Origin of the sequence: Hylemonella gracilis ATCC 19624 (genome assembly GCF_000211835.1) — a bacterium.
GTDB classification, from domain to species: Bacteria; Pseudomonadota; Gammaproteobacteria; order Burkholderiales; family Burkholderiaceae_C; genus Hylemonella; species Hylemonella gracilis.
Map to the genome: position 1 here is coordinate 59,582 of NZ_AEGR01000052.1, position 18,299 is coordinate 77,880.

General features: G+C 66.6%; 14 protein-coding genes. 6 read left to right on the plus strand and 8 right to left on the minus strand.

The features are described 5' to 3' along the window. The first annotated feature begins 22 nt into the window (after positions 1 to 22). Positions 23 to 937: a LysR family transcriptional regulator gene (locus tag HGR_RS07205; protein ID WP_006297516.1), complete on the plus strand. Its 915-nt coding sequence runs from the start codon at positions 23 to 25 to the stop codon at positions 935 to 937. A 95-nt stretch (positions 938 to 1,032) separates the two neighbouring features. Further along, complete coding sequence (locus tag HGR_RS07210) at positions 1,033 to 2,463, plus strand: glycerate kinase type-2 family protein (protein ID WP_006297517.1); 1,431 nt, start codon at positions 1,033 to 1,035, stop codon at positions 2,461 to 2,463. Positions 2,464 to 2,556: 93 nt separating this feature from the next. On the opposite strand, the gene HGR_RS07215 is transcribed toward HGR_RS07210, so the two are convergent. The 6 genes from HGR_RS07215 to HGR_RS07240 all read right to left on the minus strand — a co-directional run bounded on the left by HGR_RS07215 (position 2,557) and on the right by HGR_RS07240 (position 10,211). Continuing rightward, a complete protein-coding gene (locus tag HGR_RS07215; protein ID WP_006297518.1) occupies positions 2,557 to 3,498 on the minus strand; it encodes an MBL fold metallo-hydrolase in 942 nt (313 codons plus the stop codon). Between the two features lie 166 nt (positions 3,499 to 3,664). Next, positions 3,665 to 4,498, minus strand: a complete 834-nt coding sequence (locus tag HGR_RS07220) for a helix-turn-helix transcriptional regulator (protein ID WP_006297519.1) — start codon at positions 4,496 to 4,498, stop codon at positions 3,665 to 3,667. Positions 4,499 to 4,593: 95 nt separating this feature from the next. After that, on the minus strand, positions 4,594 to 5,034 hold the full coding sequence (locus tag HGR_RS07225) for an acyl-CoA thioesterase (RefSeq protein WP_039852808.1): 441 nt from the start codon (positions 5,032 to 5,034) through the stop codon (positions 4,594 to 4,596). 215 nt (positions 5,035 to 5,249) lie between these two features. Then, the gene (locus HGR_RS07230) at positions 5,250 to 6,254 is read right to left on the minus strand and encodes a Bug family tripartite tricarboxylate transporter substrate binding protein (protein ID WP_006297521.1); all 1,005 of its coding nucleotides are present in this window, start codon (positions 6,252 to 6,254) and stop codon (positions 5,250 to 5,252) included. Between the two features lie 50 nt (positions 6,255 to 6,304). Further along, positions 6,305 to 7,921 (minus strand): indolepyruvate oxidoreductase subunit beta family protein, encoded by a 1,617-nt coding sequence (locus HGR_RS07235; RefSeq protein WP_006297522.1) that lies wholly within the window; start codon positions 7,919 to 7,921, stop codon positions 6,305 to 6,307. A gap of 124 nt (positions 7,922 to 8,045) precedes the next feature. Then, positions 8,046 to 10,211 (minus strand): thiamine pyrophosphate-dependent enzyme, encoded by a 2,166-nt coding sequence (locus HGR_RS07240; protein WP_006297523.1) that lies wholly within the window; start codon positions 10,209 to 10,211, stop codon positions 8,046 to 8,048. A gap of 128 nt (positions 10,212 to 10,339) precedes the next feature. Here HGR_RS07240 and HGR_RS07245 point away from each other — a divergent pair, with 128 nt between their 5' ends. After that, the gene (locus HGR_RS07245; protein WP_006297524.1) at positions 10,340 to 11,245 is read left to right on the plus strand and encodes a LysR family transcriptional regulator; all 906 of its coding nucleotides are present in this window, start codon (positions 10,340 to 10,342) and stop codon (positions 11,243 to 11,245) included. Between the two features lie 42 nt (positions 11,246 to 11,287). Here the strand turns inward: HGR_RS07245 and HGR_RS07250 are convergent, their stop codons facing one another. Further along, positions 11,288 to 13,501, minus strand: a complete 2,214-nt coding sequence (locus HGR_RS07250) for a putative bifunctional diguanylate cyclase/phosphodiesterase (protein ID WP_039852812.1) — start codon at positions 13,499 to 13,501, stop codon at positions 11,288 to 11,290. Positions 13,502 to 13,634: 133 nt separating this feature from the next. On the opposite strand from HGR_RS07250, the gene dcd reads away from it, so the two are divergent. Further along, positions 13,635 to 14,204, plus strand: coding sequence for a dCTP deaminase (gene dcd, locus HGR_RS07255; RefSeq protein WP_006297526.1), 570 nt, complete (start codon positions 13,635 to 13,637; stop codon positions 14,202 to 14,204). A 300-nt stretch (positions 14,205 to 14,504) separates the two neighbouring features. Beyond that, positions 14,505 to 15,248: an OmpW/AlkL family protein gene (locus HGR_RS07260; RefSeq protein WP_006297527.1), complete on the plus strand. Its 744-nt coding sequence runs from the start codon at positions 14,505 to 14,507 to the stop codon at positions 15,246 to 15,248. Between the two features lie 97 nt (positions 15,249 to 15,345). On the opposite strand, the gene HGR_RS16810 is transcribed toward HGR_RS07260, so the two are convergent. Then, positions 15,346 to 16,659 (minus strand): GGDEF domain-containing protein, encoded by a 1,314-nt coding sequence (locus HGR_RS16810; RefSeq protein ID WP_006297528.1) that lies wholly within the window; start codon positions 16,657 to 16,659, stop codon positions 15,346 to 15,348. Positions 16,660 to 16,775: 116 nt separating this feature from the next. Here HGR_RS16810 and HGR_RS07270 point away from each other — a divergent pair, with 116 nt between their 5' ends. Next, on the plus strand, positions 16,776 to 18,296 hold the full coding sequence (locus HGR_RS07270) for a DEAD/DEAH box helicase (RefSeq protein ID WP_006297529.1): 1,521 nt from the start codon (positions 16,776 to 16,778) through the stop codon (positions 18,294 to 18,296). Positions 18,297 to 18,299 lie beyond the last annotated feature (3 nt).

Sequence of the window (18,299 nt, forward strand, 5' to 3'; positions counted from 1 at the left end):
CAGCCTTAGGAATCAAGCGAAGATGGACCGATTGCATGCCATGCAGGTGTTCGTGCGGGTGGTGGAAACTGGCAGTTTCTCCAAGACCGCGCGTGAATTCGCCACCACGCAGCCCACGGTGACCAAGCTGGTCGCGGCGCTCGAGGAGAGCTTGCGCGTGCGCCTGCTCAACCGCAACACGCGCGGCATCAGCGTGACCGAATCGGGCGCGCTCTACTACGAGAAGTGCAAGAACATCGTGCGCGACGCCGAGGAGGCCGACAACAGCGTGCGCCTGCAGCAGACGCAGGCGCAAGGCCTGCTGCGCATCGGCACCTCGGTCGCGTTTGGCCGACGCGTGATCACGCCGCTGGCGCTGGATTTCATGGCCAAGCACCCGCAGGTGCAGTTGGACCTGAGCTTCGAGGACCGTTACACCGACCTCGTGGCCCAGGGCATCGACGTGGCGGTGCGCATGGGCAAGCTCGCGGATTCGACCCTGGGCGCGCGTTTCCTCACCACCAACCCTTGGGTGCTGGTGGCCTCGCCCAAGTACCTGCGCAAGCAGGGCATGCCCAAGAAGGCCAGCGAATTGAGCGAGCACCCGGCCTTGATCTACAGCAGCGTGCTGGGCGACGATGTCTGGCGCATGACCAGTCCCAAAGGCGAGGCCGTCACCGTGCCCGTGGCCGGGCGGCTGCGCTCGAACAACCTGTCCGCCGTGCTCGCCGCCGCGCGCAACGGCTACGGCATCGCGGCCATGCCGCGCTACGTGGCCAGCGAGTCGCTCAAGAGCGGACACGTGGTCGAAGTGCTGCAAGGCCATGTGCTGCCCGAGCAGGAAATCCACGCCGTGTTCCCGAGCCCGAAGCTGGTGCCCGGCAAGGTGATGGCCTTCATCGCCTACCTGCAGTCGCGCCTCGGTGACCGCTGGTGGGACGATCTGCCAAAAGCCTGATGTGCGCCTGACGTGCGCCTGAAGCCCGAGGCGCAGCACCAAACCCCTGGCCTGCCTGCCGCACAATGCGCGCCGGAGACAAGACACGAGACACCATGCACCTGAAGACCCCGAACTCGGCCGCTGCTACCGCTGCTGCCGACACCCACCTTCCCGACCCGCGCACGCAACCGCGTGAATTCCTACGCCACCTCTACCAGACCGCCGTGCGCCGCGCCTTGCCGCTGCACACCATGGCGGCGCACCTGCCGCCGCCGCCCTCACGGGCGAGTGGCGGCCGCACCATCGTGATTGGCGCGGGCAAGGCCGCGGGCGCCATGGCCCAGGCCGTGGAAGCCCTCTGGCCCGCGCACGCGGGCGTCGACGCGCCGCTCTCGGGCCTTGTTGTCACGCGCTATGGCCACACGCCGCCGCGCCCCGCGGGCTTGCCGCAGCGCATCGAGGTGGTTGAAGCCGCGCACCCCGTGCCCGATGCCGCGGGCATGGCGGCCGCGCAACGCATCTTGCAGACCGTGCAGGGCCTGACGCCGGATGACCTGGTGCTGTGCCTGATTTCCGGCGGCGGGTCCGCCTTGCTGACCCTGCCGGCCGAGGGACTGACGCTGGCCGACAAGCAACGCATCAACCGCGAGTTGCTGGCCAGCGGCGCCAACATCGGCGAGATGAACTGCGTGCGCAAGCACCTCTCGCGCATCAAGGGCGGGCGGCTGGCCGCGGCCTGCGCGCCCGCGCGCGTGGTGACCCTGACCATCAGCGACGTGCCGGGCGACGACCCGTCCGTCATCGCCAGCGGCCCCACGGTGCCCGATGCCAGCACTTGCGCTGACGCGCTATCGATTTTGCAGCGTTACCGCATCGCCTTGCCGCCTACCGTGCAGGCCGCGCTGGAGCATGGTGCTTACGAAACGCCCAAGCCCGCCGACCCGGTGTTCGAGGGACAGACGGTGCGCCTCATCGCCACGCCCAAGGAATCGCTGCAGGCCGCCGCCGACGTCGCGCGCGAGTTGGGCCGGGCGATCGGCCTGAATGCCTACGTCCTGAGCGACGAGCTGGAAGGCGAATCGCGCGAGGTGGGCAAGGTGCATGCCGCGCTGGCGCGCTTCGCGGCGCGCGAAGGCCAGCCCTTCGCGCGGCCCTGCGTCATCCTCAGCGGTGGTGAGACCACGGTGACCGTGCGGCCTCAGCCCGCCGAGGCGCCGCGCGGACCCGATGGGAACCCGCAGGCCCGCTCCGGCCGGGGCGGGCGCGCGGGTGAGTTCTGCCTGGGTCTGGCGCTGGCCTTGCAGGGACAGCCGGAGGTCTGGGGCCTGGCGGCGGACACCGATGGCATCGACGGCATCGAAGACAACGCGGGCGCCTACGTCACGCCCGACACGCTGGCGCGCGCGGCGGCGCTGGGCCTGTCCGCTGCCGCGCACCTGGATCGCAACGACAGCTACGGCTACTTCCAGGCGCTGGGTGATCTGCTGGTGACCGGCCCCACCCACACCAACGTCAACGACTTCCGCGCCTTGCTGGTGTTGTGAGCCTGCCGTGAAGGTCGGCACGCGAGCCGCGTGTCGACCTTCATTCCTACGTGCTGCACGCCGCGTCTTGCTGGACCGCGCCGCGCCGTGGTTTCAGCGGTCGCTGCGGATCGGGCCGAATTCCACCGGAACCCAGGCGTAACCTTGCGGGTCCTTGCGCACATGGCCCAGACCAGGGAAGGGCAGGTGAGCGCCGGCGATGGTCCAGCCGGACTCGCTGGCGCGTTGGAACAGCGCCTTGCGCGTGGCGATGGCCTGCTGCTGGTTCACGTCGAACTCCAGCGACACTTCCGGGTGCTGGAACTGCACCGCGTGGCTGTGCACGATGTCACCCCAGACCAACAGCTTGTGCGCGCCCGAGCTGAAGAGGTAGGAGCTGTGACCCGGCGTGTGGCCCGGTGTGCCCACCACGCTCACCCCTGGCATCAGCGTGTCACCGGCCTTGAAGCTGCGCAGGCGTCCCGCGGTCTTGTAGGGGCGGACCGCGTCCATGGCCATGCGAAAGAACGGCTGGTTGTCTTTCGGGGCCGCGTTGGCCGTTGTTTCATCCAACCAGAAGTCGATGTCCTGTTGCGCGGCCCAGAGCGTGGCCTTGGGGAAGGCCGGTTGCCCGTTCTTGTCGAGCACGCCGCAGAGGTGGTCGGGGTGCAGGTGGGTCAGCAGCACGGCGTCCACCTGCTCCGGCTGGTAGCCTGCGGCGCGGATGTTGTCCTGCACCTGGCCCAGGCTGGGGCCGAAGCAGCTCGCCGCCCCGGCATCGACCAGCACCAACTGCTCGCCGGTGTTCACCAAATAGGCGTTGACCGCGGTCTGCACGCCCTTGCTGCTGTCGATGAACATGCGCGCCAGCAGGGTCTGGATCTGGTCGGCTCGCAGACCCTTGAGCAGGGGCGTGCCCAGGTCGACGTAGCCGTCGTACAGGGCGGTGACTTCGAAGCTGCCATTGGCATGCCGGTAATAACCTGGCACCTGGATTTTCTGCGCGGGCGGCGCGGCGTGCAGGCTCAGGGTGCTCAAGGCGAGGCCGAGGGCCATCAGGCTTCGGCGCAGGAGACGGGTAGGGGTGTGCGTGTGCATGTCGGGTCTCTCGGTCTGATCTCTGTGGGGGATGACGTGACAGCGCAAATGTCAGCGAGGGCTGTCGCAGACCAGTGTAGGCAGGGGCAATGGTGCGAAGCGCTCAGAATCGCACGCGAACCGTTCAAACGCTGCCCACGCGCGACGGTTCCACCCCATAGCGTTCGGCGAAGCGCTTGCTGAAGCTGGCGGTCGAGGCATAACCGACCCGCATGGCCACCGATTTCACGGGCAGCCGCGTGCTTTGCAGCAGGGTCAGCGCCTGGGCCAGGCGCGCGCCGGTGATCAGTTCGCGCAGCGAGGTTCCCGAAGCGGCGAGTTGGCGCCGCAAGGTAGCGCCGCTGAGTCCCAGGGCCTGTTCGATGTCGGAGGAACTCCAGTCGCGCGCCGGCTCGGCCACGACCATGGCGCGGATCTGATCGGCCAGGCTGGGGGTCACCGGCGCCAGCAGGCCGCCGTGGCCCAGTGCGTGCAGGCGCAGCACCACGCCGACCATCGCGTGGCAGGCGAAGACGGTTTCTCCCTGTTGCACAGTGTCCGCCCAGTGCAAGAGCGCCATCGCCACGTCGTCCAACGCAACGCTGGCCAAGTGGCCAGGCTCGCTGGATGCCTGGCCCTGCAGCAGTTGGCGGGCAGCCTCGAGGGTCGGTGTTTCGATGCCAATGGCGATGGCCGTGTAATCCCCGCCCTGAGCGTCCGGGATGTTTTCCATGTCGAGGTTGCGTGCACCGGGCACCAACAGCATGTGGCCGGGTTGGACTTGCATCCATGCGCCGCGCTCGCGGCAGCGCTTGGTGCCTTGCAACGGAATGATCAGCGTGGGACGCACCACCTCCACGGCCTTGATGTGATGGGCGTGCACGGCGCGCAGGCACAGGCAGGGCAGGGCGCTGCCCAGGCTGCTGAGCTCTTGCAAGCGGGCCAGCAGGAGCTGACCGGGCGTGGGGGCTGCGTTCATGGCGGGTCGGGTGGCGTGGAGGCGGACAGGCCATCCAAGATAGCACGATGCCCCCATCCCCGCGTGCCCCCGATCGCCTCAGGTACGCGGGTGCGTCAACTGCACAGCGCCCGGATCTCCGCTGGGATGGGCAATGCCCGGATGCCCGCGCCATCCTCGCGCCGCGCAGCGAAGATGCGGACCTCCTCGCATTCCATGATCAGCGTCATCTCATCGCCCGTCTTGTCGGGGTTCACGCGTTCGATGCGGTAGCGCTGCACGAAGCTCTTGTCGCGCCACTCGGCCACATGCACCCGGACGTGCAGCACATCGCCATAGCTGGCCGTCTTGACGAAGCGCGCGTGGGTATCGACCAGCGGGGTGCCGATGACGCCCGTGGTTTTCTCCGTCTCGTGCCAAGGCGGCACCCCGCATTCGATGAAGAAATGACGCGATGCGGCGTCGATCCAGCGAAAGAAATTGGGGAACCAGACGATGCCCGCCGGGTCGCAATCGCCGAACTCGACGCGTTGCAGGTAGGTGATGGTTTTCGACATGATGATGTTCACCGCTCGCCGCTGGGCCGCCCCAAGGCGAGCGACGGCCCCAAATCCAAGCAAAGCGCAGGACTGACCTGTGCTTGGGGGCAGCGACCCGTGCAACGGCGGAGGGTGGGGGTCAACACCCGCTCGCCGCCGGGCCGCCCCAAGGCGAGCGACGGCCCCCTCGGGGGGCAGCGACCCGTGCAACGGCGGAGCGTGGGGGTCAACATTCAATCGCCCTTGATGCCGCGTTCGCGGATCAGCTTGCCAAAGCGTTTCGAATCTTCATCCGCCTTGGCCGAGAACTGCTTGGGCGTCATGGGCGCGGCGGCGCCGCCCACGGCGTTGATGCGTTCCTTCACGGCGGTCGTGCCTAGGATTTTGTTGATCTCGGTGTTCAGGCGCGTGACCACGGCGGCCGGCGTGCCCGCGGGCGCGTAGAAGCCGAAGTAGCTGTCGGCGTCAAAGCCCTTGAGGCCGGTGGCTTCGTCCACGGTGGGCGTGTCGGGCACGATGGCCGCGCGGTGCGGGCTGCCCACGGCCAGCAGCTTGAGCTTGCCCGACTGCACGTGCGGCAGGGCGATGCCCGGATCGAAGGAGAAGTCGATCTGGCCGGCCAGCAGGTCGTTGAGCGCCGGAGCCGCGCCCTTGTAAGGCACGTGCAGGGCGTCGGTGCCGGTCATGCTCTTGAACATCTCCCCGGCCAGGTGGGGCGAGCTGCCGTTGCCCGGCGAGCCGTAGGAGAGCTTGCCCGGGTTGGCCTTGAGGTAGGCGATGAATTCCTGGGCGTTGTTGACCGGCAGGTCCTTGCGCACCACCAGGAACACGGCCACGCGCGCGACCGAAGCCACCGGCACGATGTCCTTGGCCGGGTTGAAGGGCATCTTGTCGTAGATGTGCGGGTTCACCGACACCAGGCCGCCCGAGCTCATCAGCAGGGTGTAGCCGTCGGCTGGCGACTTGGCCACCGCGTCACCCCCAATGTTGCCGCCCGAGCCGGCACGGTTTTCCACCACCACCGGCTGGCCCAGCACGTCCTGCAGCGGTGCCGTGACCAGTCGGCCCAGGGTGTCAGCCACGCCGCCGGGCGGGAAGGTCACGATGACCTTGACCGGCTTGTTCGGGTAGGCCTGGGCGGCCACCGGCAGGGGCAGCAAACCCAGGGCCAGGCCACCGATGGCGGCGCTGGTCGCCAGCAGTGCGCGGCGCAGGGGGGAGGTGGATGTCGATGTCATGGTGTTGTCTCCTCGTTGAAAGAATCAGGGGTCGGGCACGGGCGCCTTGATCATGGGGTTTTTCTGAGCGCTGGCTTGCGCACCCAGCGGATGGGCTGGGCTTTCAAGGGCCGCGCTGGGGCGCCGTGCTGCGCCAGGGTCTTGTCCAGGGCTTGGCCGGCGTCGTCGGTCAGGGCGGCTTGACGCGCGGCGGCGATGGCGGCCGCGCGCGCCGCGTCGTCGCTGAAGTGCGAGGCCGTGGCCAGGTGGCGCACGACGTGCAACAGATTGTCCTTGCCGCGCTCGTTGGTGCTGCCATAGCCCTTGATCAGACGGCCGCACTGGGCGATCTCGAAGCCACTGGCCCAGTGCCGCGCGGTCTGCTGCGTCACGGCCCCCAGCCATTCGTCGATCAGGGCTTGCTCGGTGACGAAACGGCTGCCATGCGGGCGCAGCCACTTGAGCCGGGCCAGCAGGCGCAGCGCCAACATGCCGCCCACGGTGTGCGTGCCGATCTTGAGCGGCAGCGCCCAGGGGGTCTTGCCCGCGAGCGAGCGCCTCCTGTCCCAGGCCAGGAGGCGTTGGGCCGAGCGCTGCGGCAGCAAGGCCGCGAACTCGGGCACACCGGGCTTGAAGTGGTCGTAAAGCTTGAGCAGGTCTTCGTCCTTGGCCTTGACTTCTCCGAGCACGCGTTGCCAGCGGGTGGCGCTGCTCTTGAGGTCGGCCACGCGCACGATGTCGTCGAAGGCCATCCACAACGCCAGCCAGCGCGCCATCTCGCGCGTGACGGCCCAGCCGCGTCGGCCCTGGGGATCACTAGAGCGCTCGGCCTCCAGCACCGTGTGCAGCCGTTCGATGTAGCGCCGCGCGTAGGCGGCGTTCTGGTACTCGTGCAGGCGTGCGCAGGCCAGTGCGATGAGATCGTGCAGCGTGGCGGGAAAACGCGCCGCCACCTCGGCCGGCAGAGCTGGCAACGCCTGAGAGGCGCTTGCCGCTGACGCCGACGGGGCAGTGGGCGGGCTCAGTACCGCGTCGATGTAGTGGGCCTGCTGACGCTGCGCGTTCACGGCCTCGAAGCCCAGAGCGAAGCCGCGCAGGCTGGCTTGGGCCATGCTGCCTTCGCCGCCGATGACCTGCTCGTAATCCTCGCGCTTCATGGGCAGTAGGCCGCTGGCCGCGATGCAGCCCAGCATCACGGCGCTCACCACGGTGCCGGCCTGGCGGGTCAGCTCGGCCATGTCGATCAAGTGGTGGGCGCGGCTGTGTGCCGCGACGAGTTGCGCGAGCTGGGCGCTGTCGCGTCGGCCGTCGCCCAGCTGCATCTTTTCCATCGTGGTCAGCGTGCGCGCGGTGGAGCTGAGCACCAGGGTGCGTTCACGGCTGGCATGGCCCAGGCTGAGTTGACGCGCCGTTTCCAGCAACTCGCTGGACACCAGCGCGTCCAGGCGGCCGGGCATGGGGTAGAGGCCGAGCACGGGGCGCAGGCCGTTCAGCTCGGACTGGGGCGTGGGAAAGACCTCGAGGTAATAGGTCGTCGCGCCCGTGCGCTGAGCCACACCGGGGATGGAGGTGGCCTGCACTGGGTAGCCCGCATGGCGCGCGGTCTCGACCAGCCATTCGGTCAGCACGCCGCCGCCTTCGCCGCCGAGGGCGCAGAGCAGGAGAGAAATCGGTTGTTGGGTACTCATGGTGGGTTTTGCCGCCGGGCCGCCCCAAGGCGAGACGCGGCCCCAAATTCAAGCAAAGCGCAGGACAAGCCTGTGCTTGAGGGCAGCGCAGCACACGAAGTGGCAAGCGTGGGGGCCATGTCTTTCAGGCGGGTTGCAAAGCTTTGATGAGGGGGCGGCGCAGGGCGTTGAACAGGCGTTCATGCCAGCGCGGGTTCTGCACGACCTCGGCGCGGTAGAAGGAGGGGCAGAGCGTGGCCGCGTGCGCGTTGGCGCCGCACAGGCCGCAGCCCACGCAGCCGTCGATCACGGTGGCCACCGGGTCCACTTTCAGCGGGTCGGGGTTGTCCTTGAGCGTGAGCGTGGGGCAGCCGGACAGGCGGATGCAGGCGTGGTCGCCGTTGCACACGTCTTCGTCGACGCCGTACTTCACACGCTCGACGCGCTTGCCTTTTTTGAGCAGGCTGGCGATCCAGGGCTTGATGCGGCGCTGGCGTTCGAGCTGGCATTCGCCCTCGGCCACGATGACCTTGAGCCCGTTGAAGTCCGAGGTGAAGGCCTCGACCAGGGTCTTGCGCACCTTCTCCACCTCGTAGGTGTGCACGGTGCGCAGCCATTGCACGCCCAGGCCCTTGAGCGTGCTCTCGATGGTCTGGTTGGTGTGCACCAGACTCTGGCGCTTGTCGGAGGCCAGGGCCTTGGCCGCGTCGCCGGGGGTGGAGATGATGTCCTGGGTGCCGGTGGCCGAGGTGTAGCCGTTCTTGAAGATCAGCAGCACGGCGTCGTCGCCGTTGAACAGCGCGCTCTGCACGCCGGTCAGCAAGCCGTTGTGCCAGAAGCCCCCGTCGCCCATCACCGAGAGCACGCGCCGGTTCATCACCGGTGAGACGCCTGCGCGGCTGGCCAGTGACATGCCGTAGCCCAGGATGGAGTGACCGAATGAGAAGGGCTCGAAGGTGGCGAGCGCGTGGCAGCCAATGTCGCCGGCCACGTGCACGTCGCCCACCTGCTGCTGCGCGATCTTGAGCGCCGAGAACACGGGTCGCTCGGGGCAGCCGATGCACATGCCCGGCGGACGACCTGGCAAGGCCTGGCCGCCGTCCTTCGCGATGTCTCGGGCGATGGCGGCGCGGCGCTCGCGGTTGCCGGTCAGCCATTCGGGCACGGCCGCGGGCAGCAGCTCATTGCGGTACTGTTTCAGGAATTTTTCCAGGCCGCTGGCCATGACCTCGGCCGAGTACTCGCCCGCCATGGAGAGCATGTCCTTGCCGTGCAGCGGGGTCTTGATGTCGGCGCGGCGCAGCATCGTGGCGAGCTCTTGCTCGATGTACTCGGGCTGGCCTTCCTCGACCATCAGCACGGCGCGCTTGCCCACGCAAAACTCGGTCAGCTCCTCGGGCACCAAGGGGTAAGTGACGTTGAGCACCAGCAGCGGGATGTCGGTTTGGCCGAAGGCATCGGCCAGGCCGAACTGCTGCAGCGTGCGGATCAGGGTGTTGTACAGGCCGCCTTGAACGACGATGCCGAGGTCGGCGTGCTTGCCGGGGAACAACTCATTGAGCTGGTGCTGGCGCACGTACGCGCGCGCGGCGGGCAGGCGCTGCTCGATCTTCAACTTCTCGTGGCGGAAGGTCACGGGCGGATGCGCTAGCCGGTCGTAATTGAAGGCCGCGGGCTCTTCCATCAGCGCGCGCGTGGAGATCTTGGGGGCGCGGTTGTCGCGCGCGGCGAAGCTGCCGCGCACATGGCAGGCGCGGATGCGCAGTTCCAGGATGGCGGGCATGTTGGACGCCTCGGACAGGGCGAAGCCGTGCTCCACCGTGTCCACCATGCATTGCAGGTCGGGGCGCGGGTCCAGGAGCACCATGCCGGACTTGAGCGCGTAGGCGTGCGTGCGTTCCTGGATCACGCTGGCGCCCTCGCCGTAGTCCTCGCCAACCACGATCAGCACCCCGCCCGTGACACCCGGCGAGGCCAGGTTGGACAGCGCGTCGGCCGCCACATTGGTGCCGACGATGGACTTCCAGGTCACGGCCCCGCGCAGCGGGTAGTGGATGGAAGCGCCCAGCATGGCCGCGGCCGAGGCCTCGTTCGAGCACGCCTCGACGTGCACGCCGAGTTCGTCCATGTAGCCCTTGGCCTGCACCATCACGTCCAGCAGGTGCGACACCGGCGCGCCCTGGTAACCGCCCACGTAGGACACGCCGGACTGCAGCAGGGCCTTGGTGATGGCGAGGATGCCCTCGCCATGGAAGGTCTGGCCCTCGCCCAGCGCCAGGGACTTGATCTCCTGGCTGAATGAAACTTCCACGCGTGTCTCCTCTTGCGTTCGTTGTTCTAGGGGCTGTCTTCCAGCCACGGGGGCCTGGAGGCTGCGGCAGTGTCCCGCGCGGCTCGACATTCTTCAATAGCATCTGCGAGATATGTAATATCAACGCCATGCATATCAACGAGCTGGACCTGAACCTGCTGCGCCTGTTCGACGCCACCTACCGCCTGGGCAGCGTCAGCCGCGCGGCCGAGGCCGTGGGCCTGACCCAGCCCGCGGCCAGCCATGGCCTGGGCCGCCTGCGCCTGCTGCTGGGCGACGCGCTGTTCGAACGCCGGGCCGGCGGCGTCAAGCCCACGGCGCGGGCGGACCGGCTCGCTGGCGCGGTGCGCCAAGCCCTGGGCACCTTGGAGGCAGCGCTCAACGAAAGCGCGGCCTTTGACCCGCGCCAATCCACCCGCACTTTCCGCCTGCACATGAGTGATATGGGTGAGAGCCGCTTCCTGCCCGATCTGATCACCACGCTGCGCGAGCGCGCGCCAGGCGTGCGGGTACAGACCCTGCCCTTGCCGCGCGATCAGATCGGCGCCGCGCTGGACGAGGGGCGGATCGACTTCGCCTTCGGTTTTCTGCCCATGGTGAAGGACACGCAACGCGTGCAACTGCTGCAAGACCGCTACATCGTCATGCTGCGCGCCGGCCATCCCTTCCTGGACGTGGCACGGCGCAAGCAGGGCCCCGCCTTGCTGGACGCGCTGCGCAGCTTGGAGTTTGTCGCCGGGCGCACCCACTCCGACACGCTGCGCATCTTGCAAGGCCTGCAGCTGGAAGACCGCATCCGCCTCACGGCCGAGCATTTCATGGCCCTGCCCGCCATCGTGGGCGTGACGGACCTGGCCTTGGTGATGCCGCGCAACATCGCCCGAGGCTTCGCCGCGAACGGTTATGCGCTGATCGAGCCGCCGTTTCCGCTGCGCGACTTCACGGTCTCCTTGCACTGGAGCCGTCGCTTCGAGGCGGACCCGGCCAACCGCTGGCTGCGCGAACTGATGGTGGGCTTGTTCGCGCCGCGCTGACCGCGAAGGTGCGCGACCGCTTCACCCTTGGCGGGCGTGATGTCATCCCCCGGCGCCGACCTGTGCGCTGGAGGCTTTCCGTGATGGGGCGCCGATGCCAAAGGCCGCGGCGAAGTCCTGCGCGGCCACTGGCCGACCGAAGAGATACCCTTGTCCTTCCTCGCAGCCAGAGTCCTTCAGGCGTCGGTGCTGGGCGGCCGTTTCGATGCCCTCGGCGATGGTGTCGAGACCGAAGCCGCGTGCCATGTCGAGGATGGCACGCACCACCGACGCATCGCGTTCTGAATCGACCAGGCCCTGCACGAAACTTCGGTCGATCTTGATGCGGCTCAAGGGGTAGCTCTTGAGCAGGCTGAGCGAGGCGTAGCCGGTGCCAAAGTCGTCAAAGGCGATGCCCACGCCCAGCGCTCTCAGGCGCTGCAGCGTGTCGAGCACGAGTTCGTCGTGGTCGAGCACGATGTCTTCCGTCACTTCCAGTTCCAGCGCTTCGGGGGGCAGGCCGTGACGTCGAAGCGCCTGCGTGACCTGCGTGACCAGGTCGTCAACGCGGAACTGTGCGCCGAAGAGGTTGATCCCGATGCGGAAGTCCGGCGCACCGCTTCGGCGCCACAGCGCGGCTTGTGCGCAGGCTTCATCCAGCACCCAGAAGCCGACGACCGCCGCCAGCGGCCCGCCCGCCAATGCGGGCAGGAAGGCAGCAGGGGACAAGAGGCCGCGCTGTGGGTGCCGCCAGCGTATCAGCGCCTCCGCGCCGACCAGTGCCCCATCGCTCAGACGAATCTGGGGCTGGTAATAGAGCACGAACTCGCCTTCGTCCACCGCGCGGTGTAGCTCGATGGCGTAGAGGCGGCGCGCCATGGCTTCCATGCGCAAGGCCTGAACGAAGACGAAGGTCTGCCCGCGGCCATGGCGCTTGGCCTGGAAGAGGGCGAGGTCGGCATCGCCGATCAATTCGAGCGCCTCTTGCGCGTGCATCGGCGCGAGGGCCAGGCCGCAGCTGGCCCCTACCCGCACGTGATGGCCGTGGAGCAAGACCGGTTCCGTGATCCGCGCAATGGCCTTGCGTGCGCAGACCGACGCCGTTCCAGGGTCCGTCACGCCGGGCAAGAGCAGGGCGAATTCGTCGCCCCCGATGCGCGCGACGGTTGCCTCGGGAGGCGCGATGTGCTCGAGGCGCCTGGCGGTTTCCCGCAGCACGGCATCGCCCACCTCGTGTCCCAGGGTGTCGTTGATGTCCTTGAGGCCACCGAGGTCCATCATCAGCACCGCCGCTTTGCCGTCGCGTGCCAGCGTGTCTTCGGTGCGCCGGTAGAGCTGCGCGCGGGTCGCCAGACCCGTGAGCGCGTCGGTGTGCGATGTGTCGCCCCGTTCATCGCCCTGGCGCCGGGTTCCGCTCATGTCGTGCAGGTGCGCGTTGAGCATCAGATGCCCGTTCTCACGCCAGCAGAAAAACGACAGGCCCAGCGGGAACTCCGAGCCGTCCTTGCGCACGCCGTGGATGCCTTCGGGCACCGACAAACCATCCACCGAGCCCGCTGCCGCCACCCGCGCGATCAAGGCATGCAGGCTCGCCCGATGCTCCGCTCTGACCAAGGTCTCGAAGGGGCGGCCTGAGCCCTCGTCCACCCGGTAGCCGTGGAGAGCCGCCGCCGCATCGTTCCATGCCAGCACCACGCCGTCTTCGTTGAACCAGACGACGGCGGTGGGCGAGCGCTGGGCGTATTCCTCGAACGAGCCCTTGGCCTGTTCCGCAGACATCTCGATGCGGCGCAATTCAAGCCGGTCCGCGGCCATCTTGGCGAGTTCGCGCAGGCGGGTTTGGTCCTCCAGGGAGAAATCGTGGCGCGGCCGTTTGTCGATGATGCAAAGCGCGCCGAGGGCGTGCCCATCGGGCGAGCGCAGGGGCGCCCCTGCGTAGAAACGCAGACCGATGGACCCGGTTACCAGGGGGTTGTCGTGAAAACGAACGTCCTCGGTGGCGTCGGGCACGACCATCACCTCGTCCTGGGTGATGGCGTGCGCGCAGAAGGAGGCGTCTCGTCGCATGTCCACGTCGCCATCAACGCCGGTGCTGGCGGCGAAGAACACATGATCACTGCCGATCATGTTCACTGCGGCGACGGGCATGTTGAACATCCGCGCGGCGATCCGGACCACCGGGTCCAAGCTGGGCAGCGGGCGTTCACCACGCAAGCCGTATTTGGACAGGGCCTTGAGCCGCTCCTGTTCTGTTTCCAGTACGGGTGGGCATCTCATGACCCGCATCGTCCCCGATTGCAAGCGGCCAGCCAAGGGAGCGCCGGGAATGTAAATCCATGGCACGTGGGACCGCGAAAGCTGGCCTCCGGTCATGAGTTCTTACAATCTCACGCATTCCCGGGAAAACGACATGACCATCAAGAGTGACAAATGGATCCGCCGCATGGCCGAGCAGCACGGCATGATCGAGCCCTTCGAGCCAGGACAGGTGCGTTACGCGGCGGACGGGCACAAGATCGTGAGCTACGGCACCAGCAGCTACGGCTATGACATCCGCTGCGCGCGCGAGTTCAAGGTGTTCACCAACATCCACAGCACCGTGGTCGACCCCAAGAACTTCGACGAGAAGAGCTTCGTGGACATCGAGAGCGACGTCTGCATCATCCCGCCCAACAGCTTCGCGTTGGCGCGCACGGTGGAGTACTTCCGCATCCCGCGCAATGTGCTGACCATCTGCCTGGGCAAGAGCACCTATGCGCGTTGCGGGATCATCGTCAACGTGACCCCCTTCGAGCCCGAGTGGGAGGGGTTCGTGACACTGGAGTTCTCCAACACCACCCCCCTGCCGGCCAAGATCTACGCGGGTGAGGGGTGCGCCCAGGTGCTGTTCTTTGAAAGCGACGAGGTCTGCGAGACCAGCTACAAGGATCGGGGCGGGAAGTACCAGGGACAAAGCGGCGTGACCTTGCCCAAGACCTGAGCTGTGCGGCTGATTTTTTGAAGGCGGGGTTGAGTGTTTCCGCGTTCTGTTTCGTCCCGATGGTGGAGCGTATCGGGCGTGGGTTGTTGTCTGCAAACGGTATGGACGGCGCTTGCTCCGGCTCGAGGATGAGGTTTCTAGATGGGTTTATTGGGCCGCAAGCGAGGGAAAATCCCAGCGCTTGCTGGGCGAAAATGCAAGAGATTCAACCCTAAACTGTGCACTGGCACGCAGGAGCGATGGAGACATGCCCCGGGTGTCGTATTCGATACAACAAAGATTTTTAGGAATTGGATTGAAATGACGAGCAAGTATTCCAAGGCCGCCGCGGTGATCGGCATGGCCATTCTGGCGGGTTCGGCTTATGCACAGAAGGCCGGCGATACCACCTTGTATGTGGGTGTTGCGTATATCAAGCAAGATGTTTCCGTGGGCGATCTGACGGCTTCTGCCGCCGCTGCTTATAAGCCGACTTATCAAGGCTTTGTGAACGGCGCGAGCGCCGAGGCCAGCGACGAAACCACGGTCAAGTTCAACGTGACGCACATGGTCACCAACAACATTGCCGTTGAACTGGCCGCCGGCATTGCGCCGCGAATCCAACTTGATATTGCCACGGACGCCACGGGCAACCACAAGAACGCCGCTGAGGCGGATGTGCAGACGCCGTCCCTGTTGGCCAAGTACTTCTTCTTTACGCCTGACGTCAAGCTCCGTCCTTATGTGGGCCTGGGCGCGACCTATGTGCGCTTCACGGACGTCAAGGTGCACGATGACGGCCCCACGGGGACGATCCACAGATTGGCTGGCTATTCGGCCAGCGTGGATTCCACCTGGGCGCCGGTCTATAACGTGGGCGTGTCCTACAAGCTCAACGAACAGTGGAGCATTGGCACGTCGTTCAGCTACATACCCATCGACACCAAGATGACCTTCAAGGGCCCAGGGGCGTCCAACGCCTCCAAGGTGGATGACGTCACGACCAAGGGTGATGTCACCTTCAATTCGATGATCTACGCTGTCAACGTGGGTTACACCTTCTAAGACCAGACACGCACCGGCCTAGGCCGGTTGCGGGTGGCCCAAGAAAAAAACCTGCCGCGTCAACGGCAGGTTTTTTTCTTGGGGAGGTCGAAGTTCTTCAAAGTGCTACGGCCAGGCGGTTGCGCCCCTGATGCTTGGCGTCATACAGCGCGGCATCCGCAAACTTGATGAATCTTTCCATGTCGGTCACTGCAGCCGATGGGCTGCCAGCGCCCTGCTTGACGGACGCGTCGGACTCACGGGGGCGTGCCAACTTCCCGGGCCGTTGGCTGGCCACTCCGATGCTCAAGGTGACGATGCCTTCCGGCAGGGGCGTGGCTGCGTGCGGTATGCGTTGCGCCCGCACGGCATCCAGTATTTTCTGGGCCAGCCTCTCAGCCCCGGCGCTGTCGGTGTCGGGCAAGATCAGCGCGAACTCTTCACCGCCATAGCGGGCCGCCAAGTCACCCGGGCGCTGCGCGGAGGAGCTCAGCACGCGCGCCACGCGCTCCAGGCAGCGGTCACCTTGGGGGTGGCCGTAGTGATCGTTGTAGAGCTTGAAGTGGTCGATGTCGATCATCAACAAGGCCAGTGGTTGCCCGCGCCGCATGGCGCGAGCCCATTCGGCGGCCAAGGTTTCGTTGAACTTGCGCCGGTTCGCCAGGTCTGTCAGCGCATCGGTTTCGCTGATCCAGCGCAACTGTTCCAGGCTGTTTTCCAGCGCGGTGGAACGGCTGCGCAGCTCCGCGTTCAGCGCCGCGGTGTGCATGTTCATGAACGCCGCGAACAAGCCGACATGCGCCGCCACCATGCCCAGCACCTGCAAGGCCAGGACGTTGTAGATCAACTGCTCGAACACCAGAAAGAGTTCCGTGAAGTTTTGCGCCAGCACCACGCGGGTCACCATCAGCACGATCAGCAGCGCCCAGAAGATGATCGGGTCACGTCGGCTGCGGCCGAATTTGTCGAGTTCCTTGGCTTGATCCCGCCCGCGGGCCAGCGCGGCCAATCCGAAGGCTGCGACCAGGCCGAGCATTGCCGAATGGACCTGCACCACCCGGTCCGCGTCGGAACGGGCAAGCCACATCGCCAGGGGCTGGATCACCGTCAGAGCGAAAGGCCAGCTCCAGCGCAGGGCGTCGCGTATGCGGCCTTGCAAATCCGGCCGGCGCAGCACGGCGCATTGCCCCGCGTGCAGCAAGGCCATTCCCAGGGTGACCAGGGTCCCGCTGGCGATGATCACGGACAACGGTGCCAGCGGCGTGTGGCGTAGGTTGACGAGCAGAAAACCGAGGGCACTGACGCCGAAACCCAAGCCCCACAGCAGGAGGTGAGGCTGTTTTTCTCGGCGCCATAGCAGGTAGAGGCTGATGCCTTGCATCAGGTCGATGACGCCAAAGAAGAAATACTGCGTGTAAAGATCCAGATTCAAGAGAGGGAGCTCCCGTGCTGCGCCGCCACTGTAGCGGCGAGGCCCACTCCTGTCGATAAGTGGCGCCGACCGTGTGTTTGAGGGCGGATCGGCCTGATAGGGGATAATTGAGGGCAATGAATGACGAAATTCGTGCTGAATCCCCAGAGCTCGCATCTCCGGCCCCCAAGCGCTACGCTGACCTGACCCTGGCCGAGCCGCTCAAACGCGCCGTGGCTGACATGGGCTACGAAACCATGACGCCCATCCAGGCGCAGGCCATCCCGGTGGTGCTGGCCGGTCAGGACGTGATGGGTGCGGCTCAGACTGGCACGGGCAAGACGGCGGCTTTCTCGCTGCCCCTGCTGCAGCGCCTGCTCAAGCACGAAAACGCCTCGACATCTCCCGCGCGCCATCCCGTGCGCGCCCTGGTGCTGCTGCCCACGCGCGAGCTGGCCGACCAAGTGGCGCAACAGGTCAAGATGTACGCCAAGTACACCCATTTGCGTAGCGCGGTGGTGTTCGGCGGCATGGACATGAAGCCCCAGACCCTGGAACTGAAAAAGGGCGTGGAAGTGCTGGTGGCCACCCCCGGCCGCTTGCTCGATCACATCGAGGCCAAGAACGCGGTGCTCAACCAGGTGGAGTACGTGGTGCTGGACGAGGCGGACCGCATGCTGGACATCGGCTTTCTGCCTGACCTGCAACGCATCCTCAGCCACCTGCCCAAGCAGCGCACCACGCTCCTGTTCAGCGCGACCTTCTCGCCCGAGATCAAACGCCTGGCCTCGAGCTACCTGCAGAACCCCATCACCATCGAGGTCGCGCGTTCCAACGCCACGGCCACGACGGTGGAGCAGCATTTCTACAGCGTGGGCGAGGACGACAAGCGCCACGCCCTGCGCCAAGTGCTGCGCGACAAGAACCTCAAGCAGGCTTTCGTCTTTGTCAACAGCAAGCTGGGGTGCGCCCGGCTGGCGCGCGCGCTGGAACGTGACGGTCTCAAGACCGCGGCCCTGCACGGGGACAAGAGCCAGGACGAACGCCTCAAGGCCTTGGACGCCTTCAAGAAGGGCGAGGTCGATCTGCTGGTCTGCACCGACGTGGCCGCGCGCGGCCTGGACATCAAGGACGTGCCGGCGGTGTTCAACATCGACATCCCCTTCAATGCCGAGGACTACGTGCACCGCATCGGCCGCACGGGCCGGGCCGGGGCCCTGGGCGTCGCGGTGAGCTTTGTGTCGCCGCGCGACGTCAAGTCGGTGGCCGAGATCGAGAAGCTGATCAAGACCAAGATCGAGATCGAACCCATCGAGTTCGAGGAAGACCGCCCAGATATCCGGCGTCAGGGCCGCTTCAACGAAGGCCATCGCCTCTACGACCAGGAGGGCCGCCGTGACGACGGGCGTGGCGTGGGAGTTGAACGCCCCCGTGAACGCGTTGAGGGGAATTCGGAGCGTCGCCGCGAGTCTCGCCCAGCGCCGCGTTCGGCGCCTGCGGACCCATTCTTCGACCGCCCTTATGAAGCCACCCCCCCCTCCGAAGCGGCCGAGCCCGCTCCCTGGGAAGCGGCGGCCAAGCCGGCCATCAACCGCGGCAACCTGTCGACCAATATCCGCCCCAAGCGCAAGCTGGCGGCGCTGTTCAAGCAGTCCTGAGGC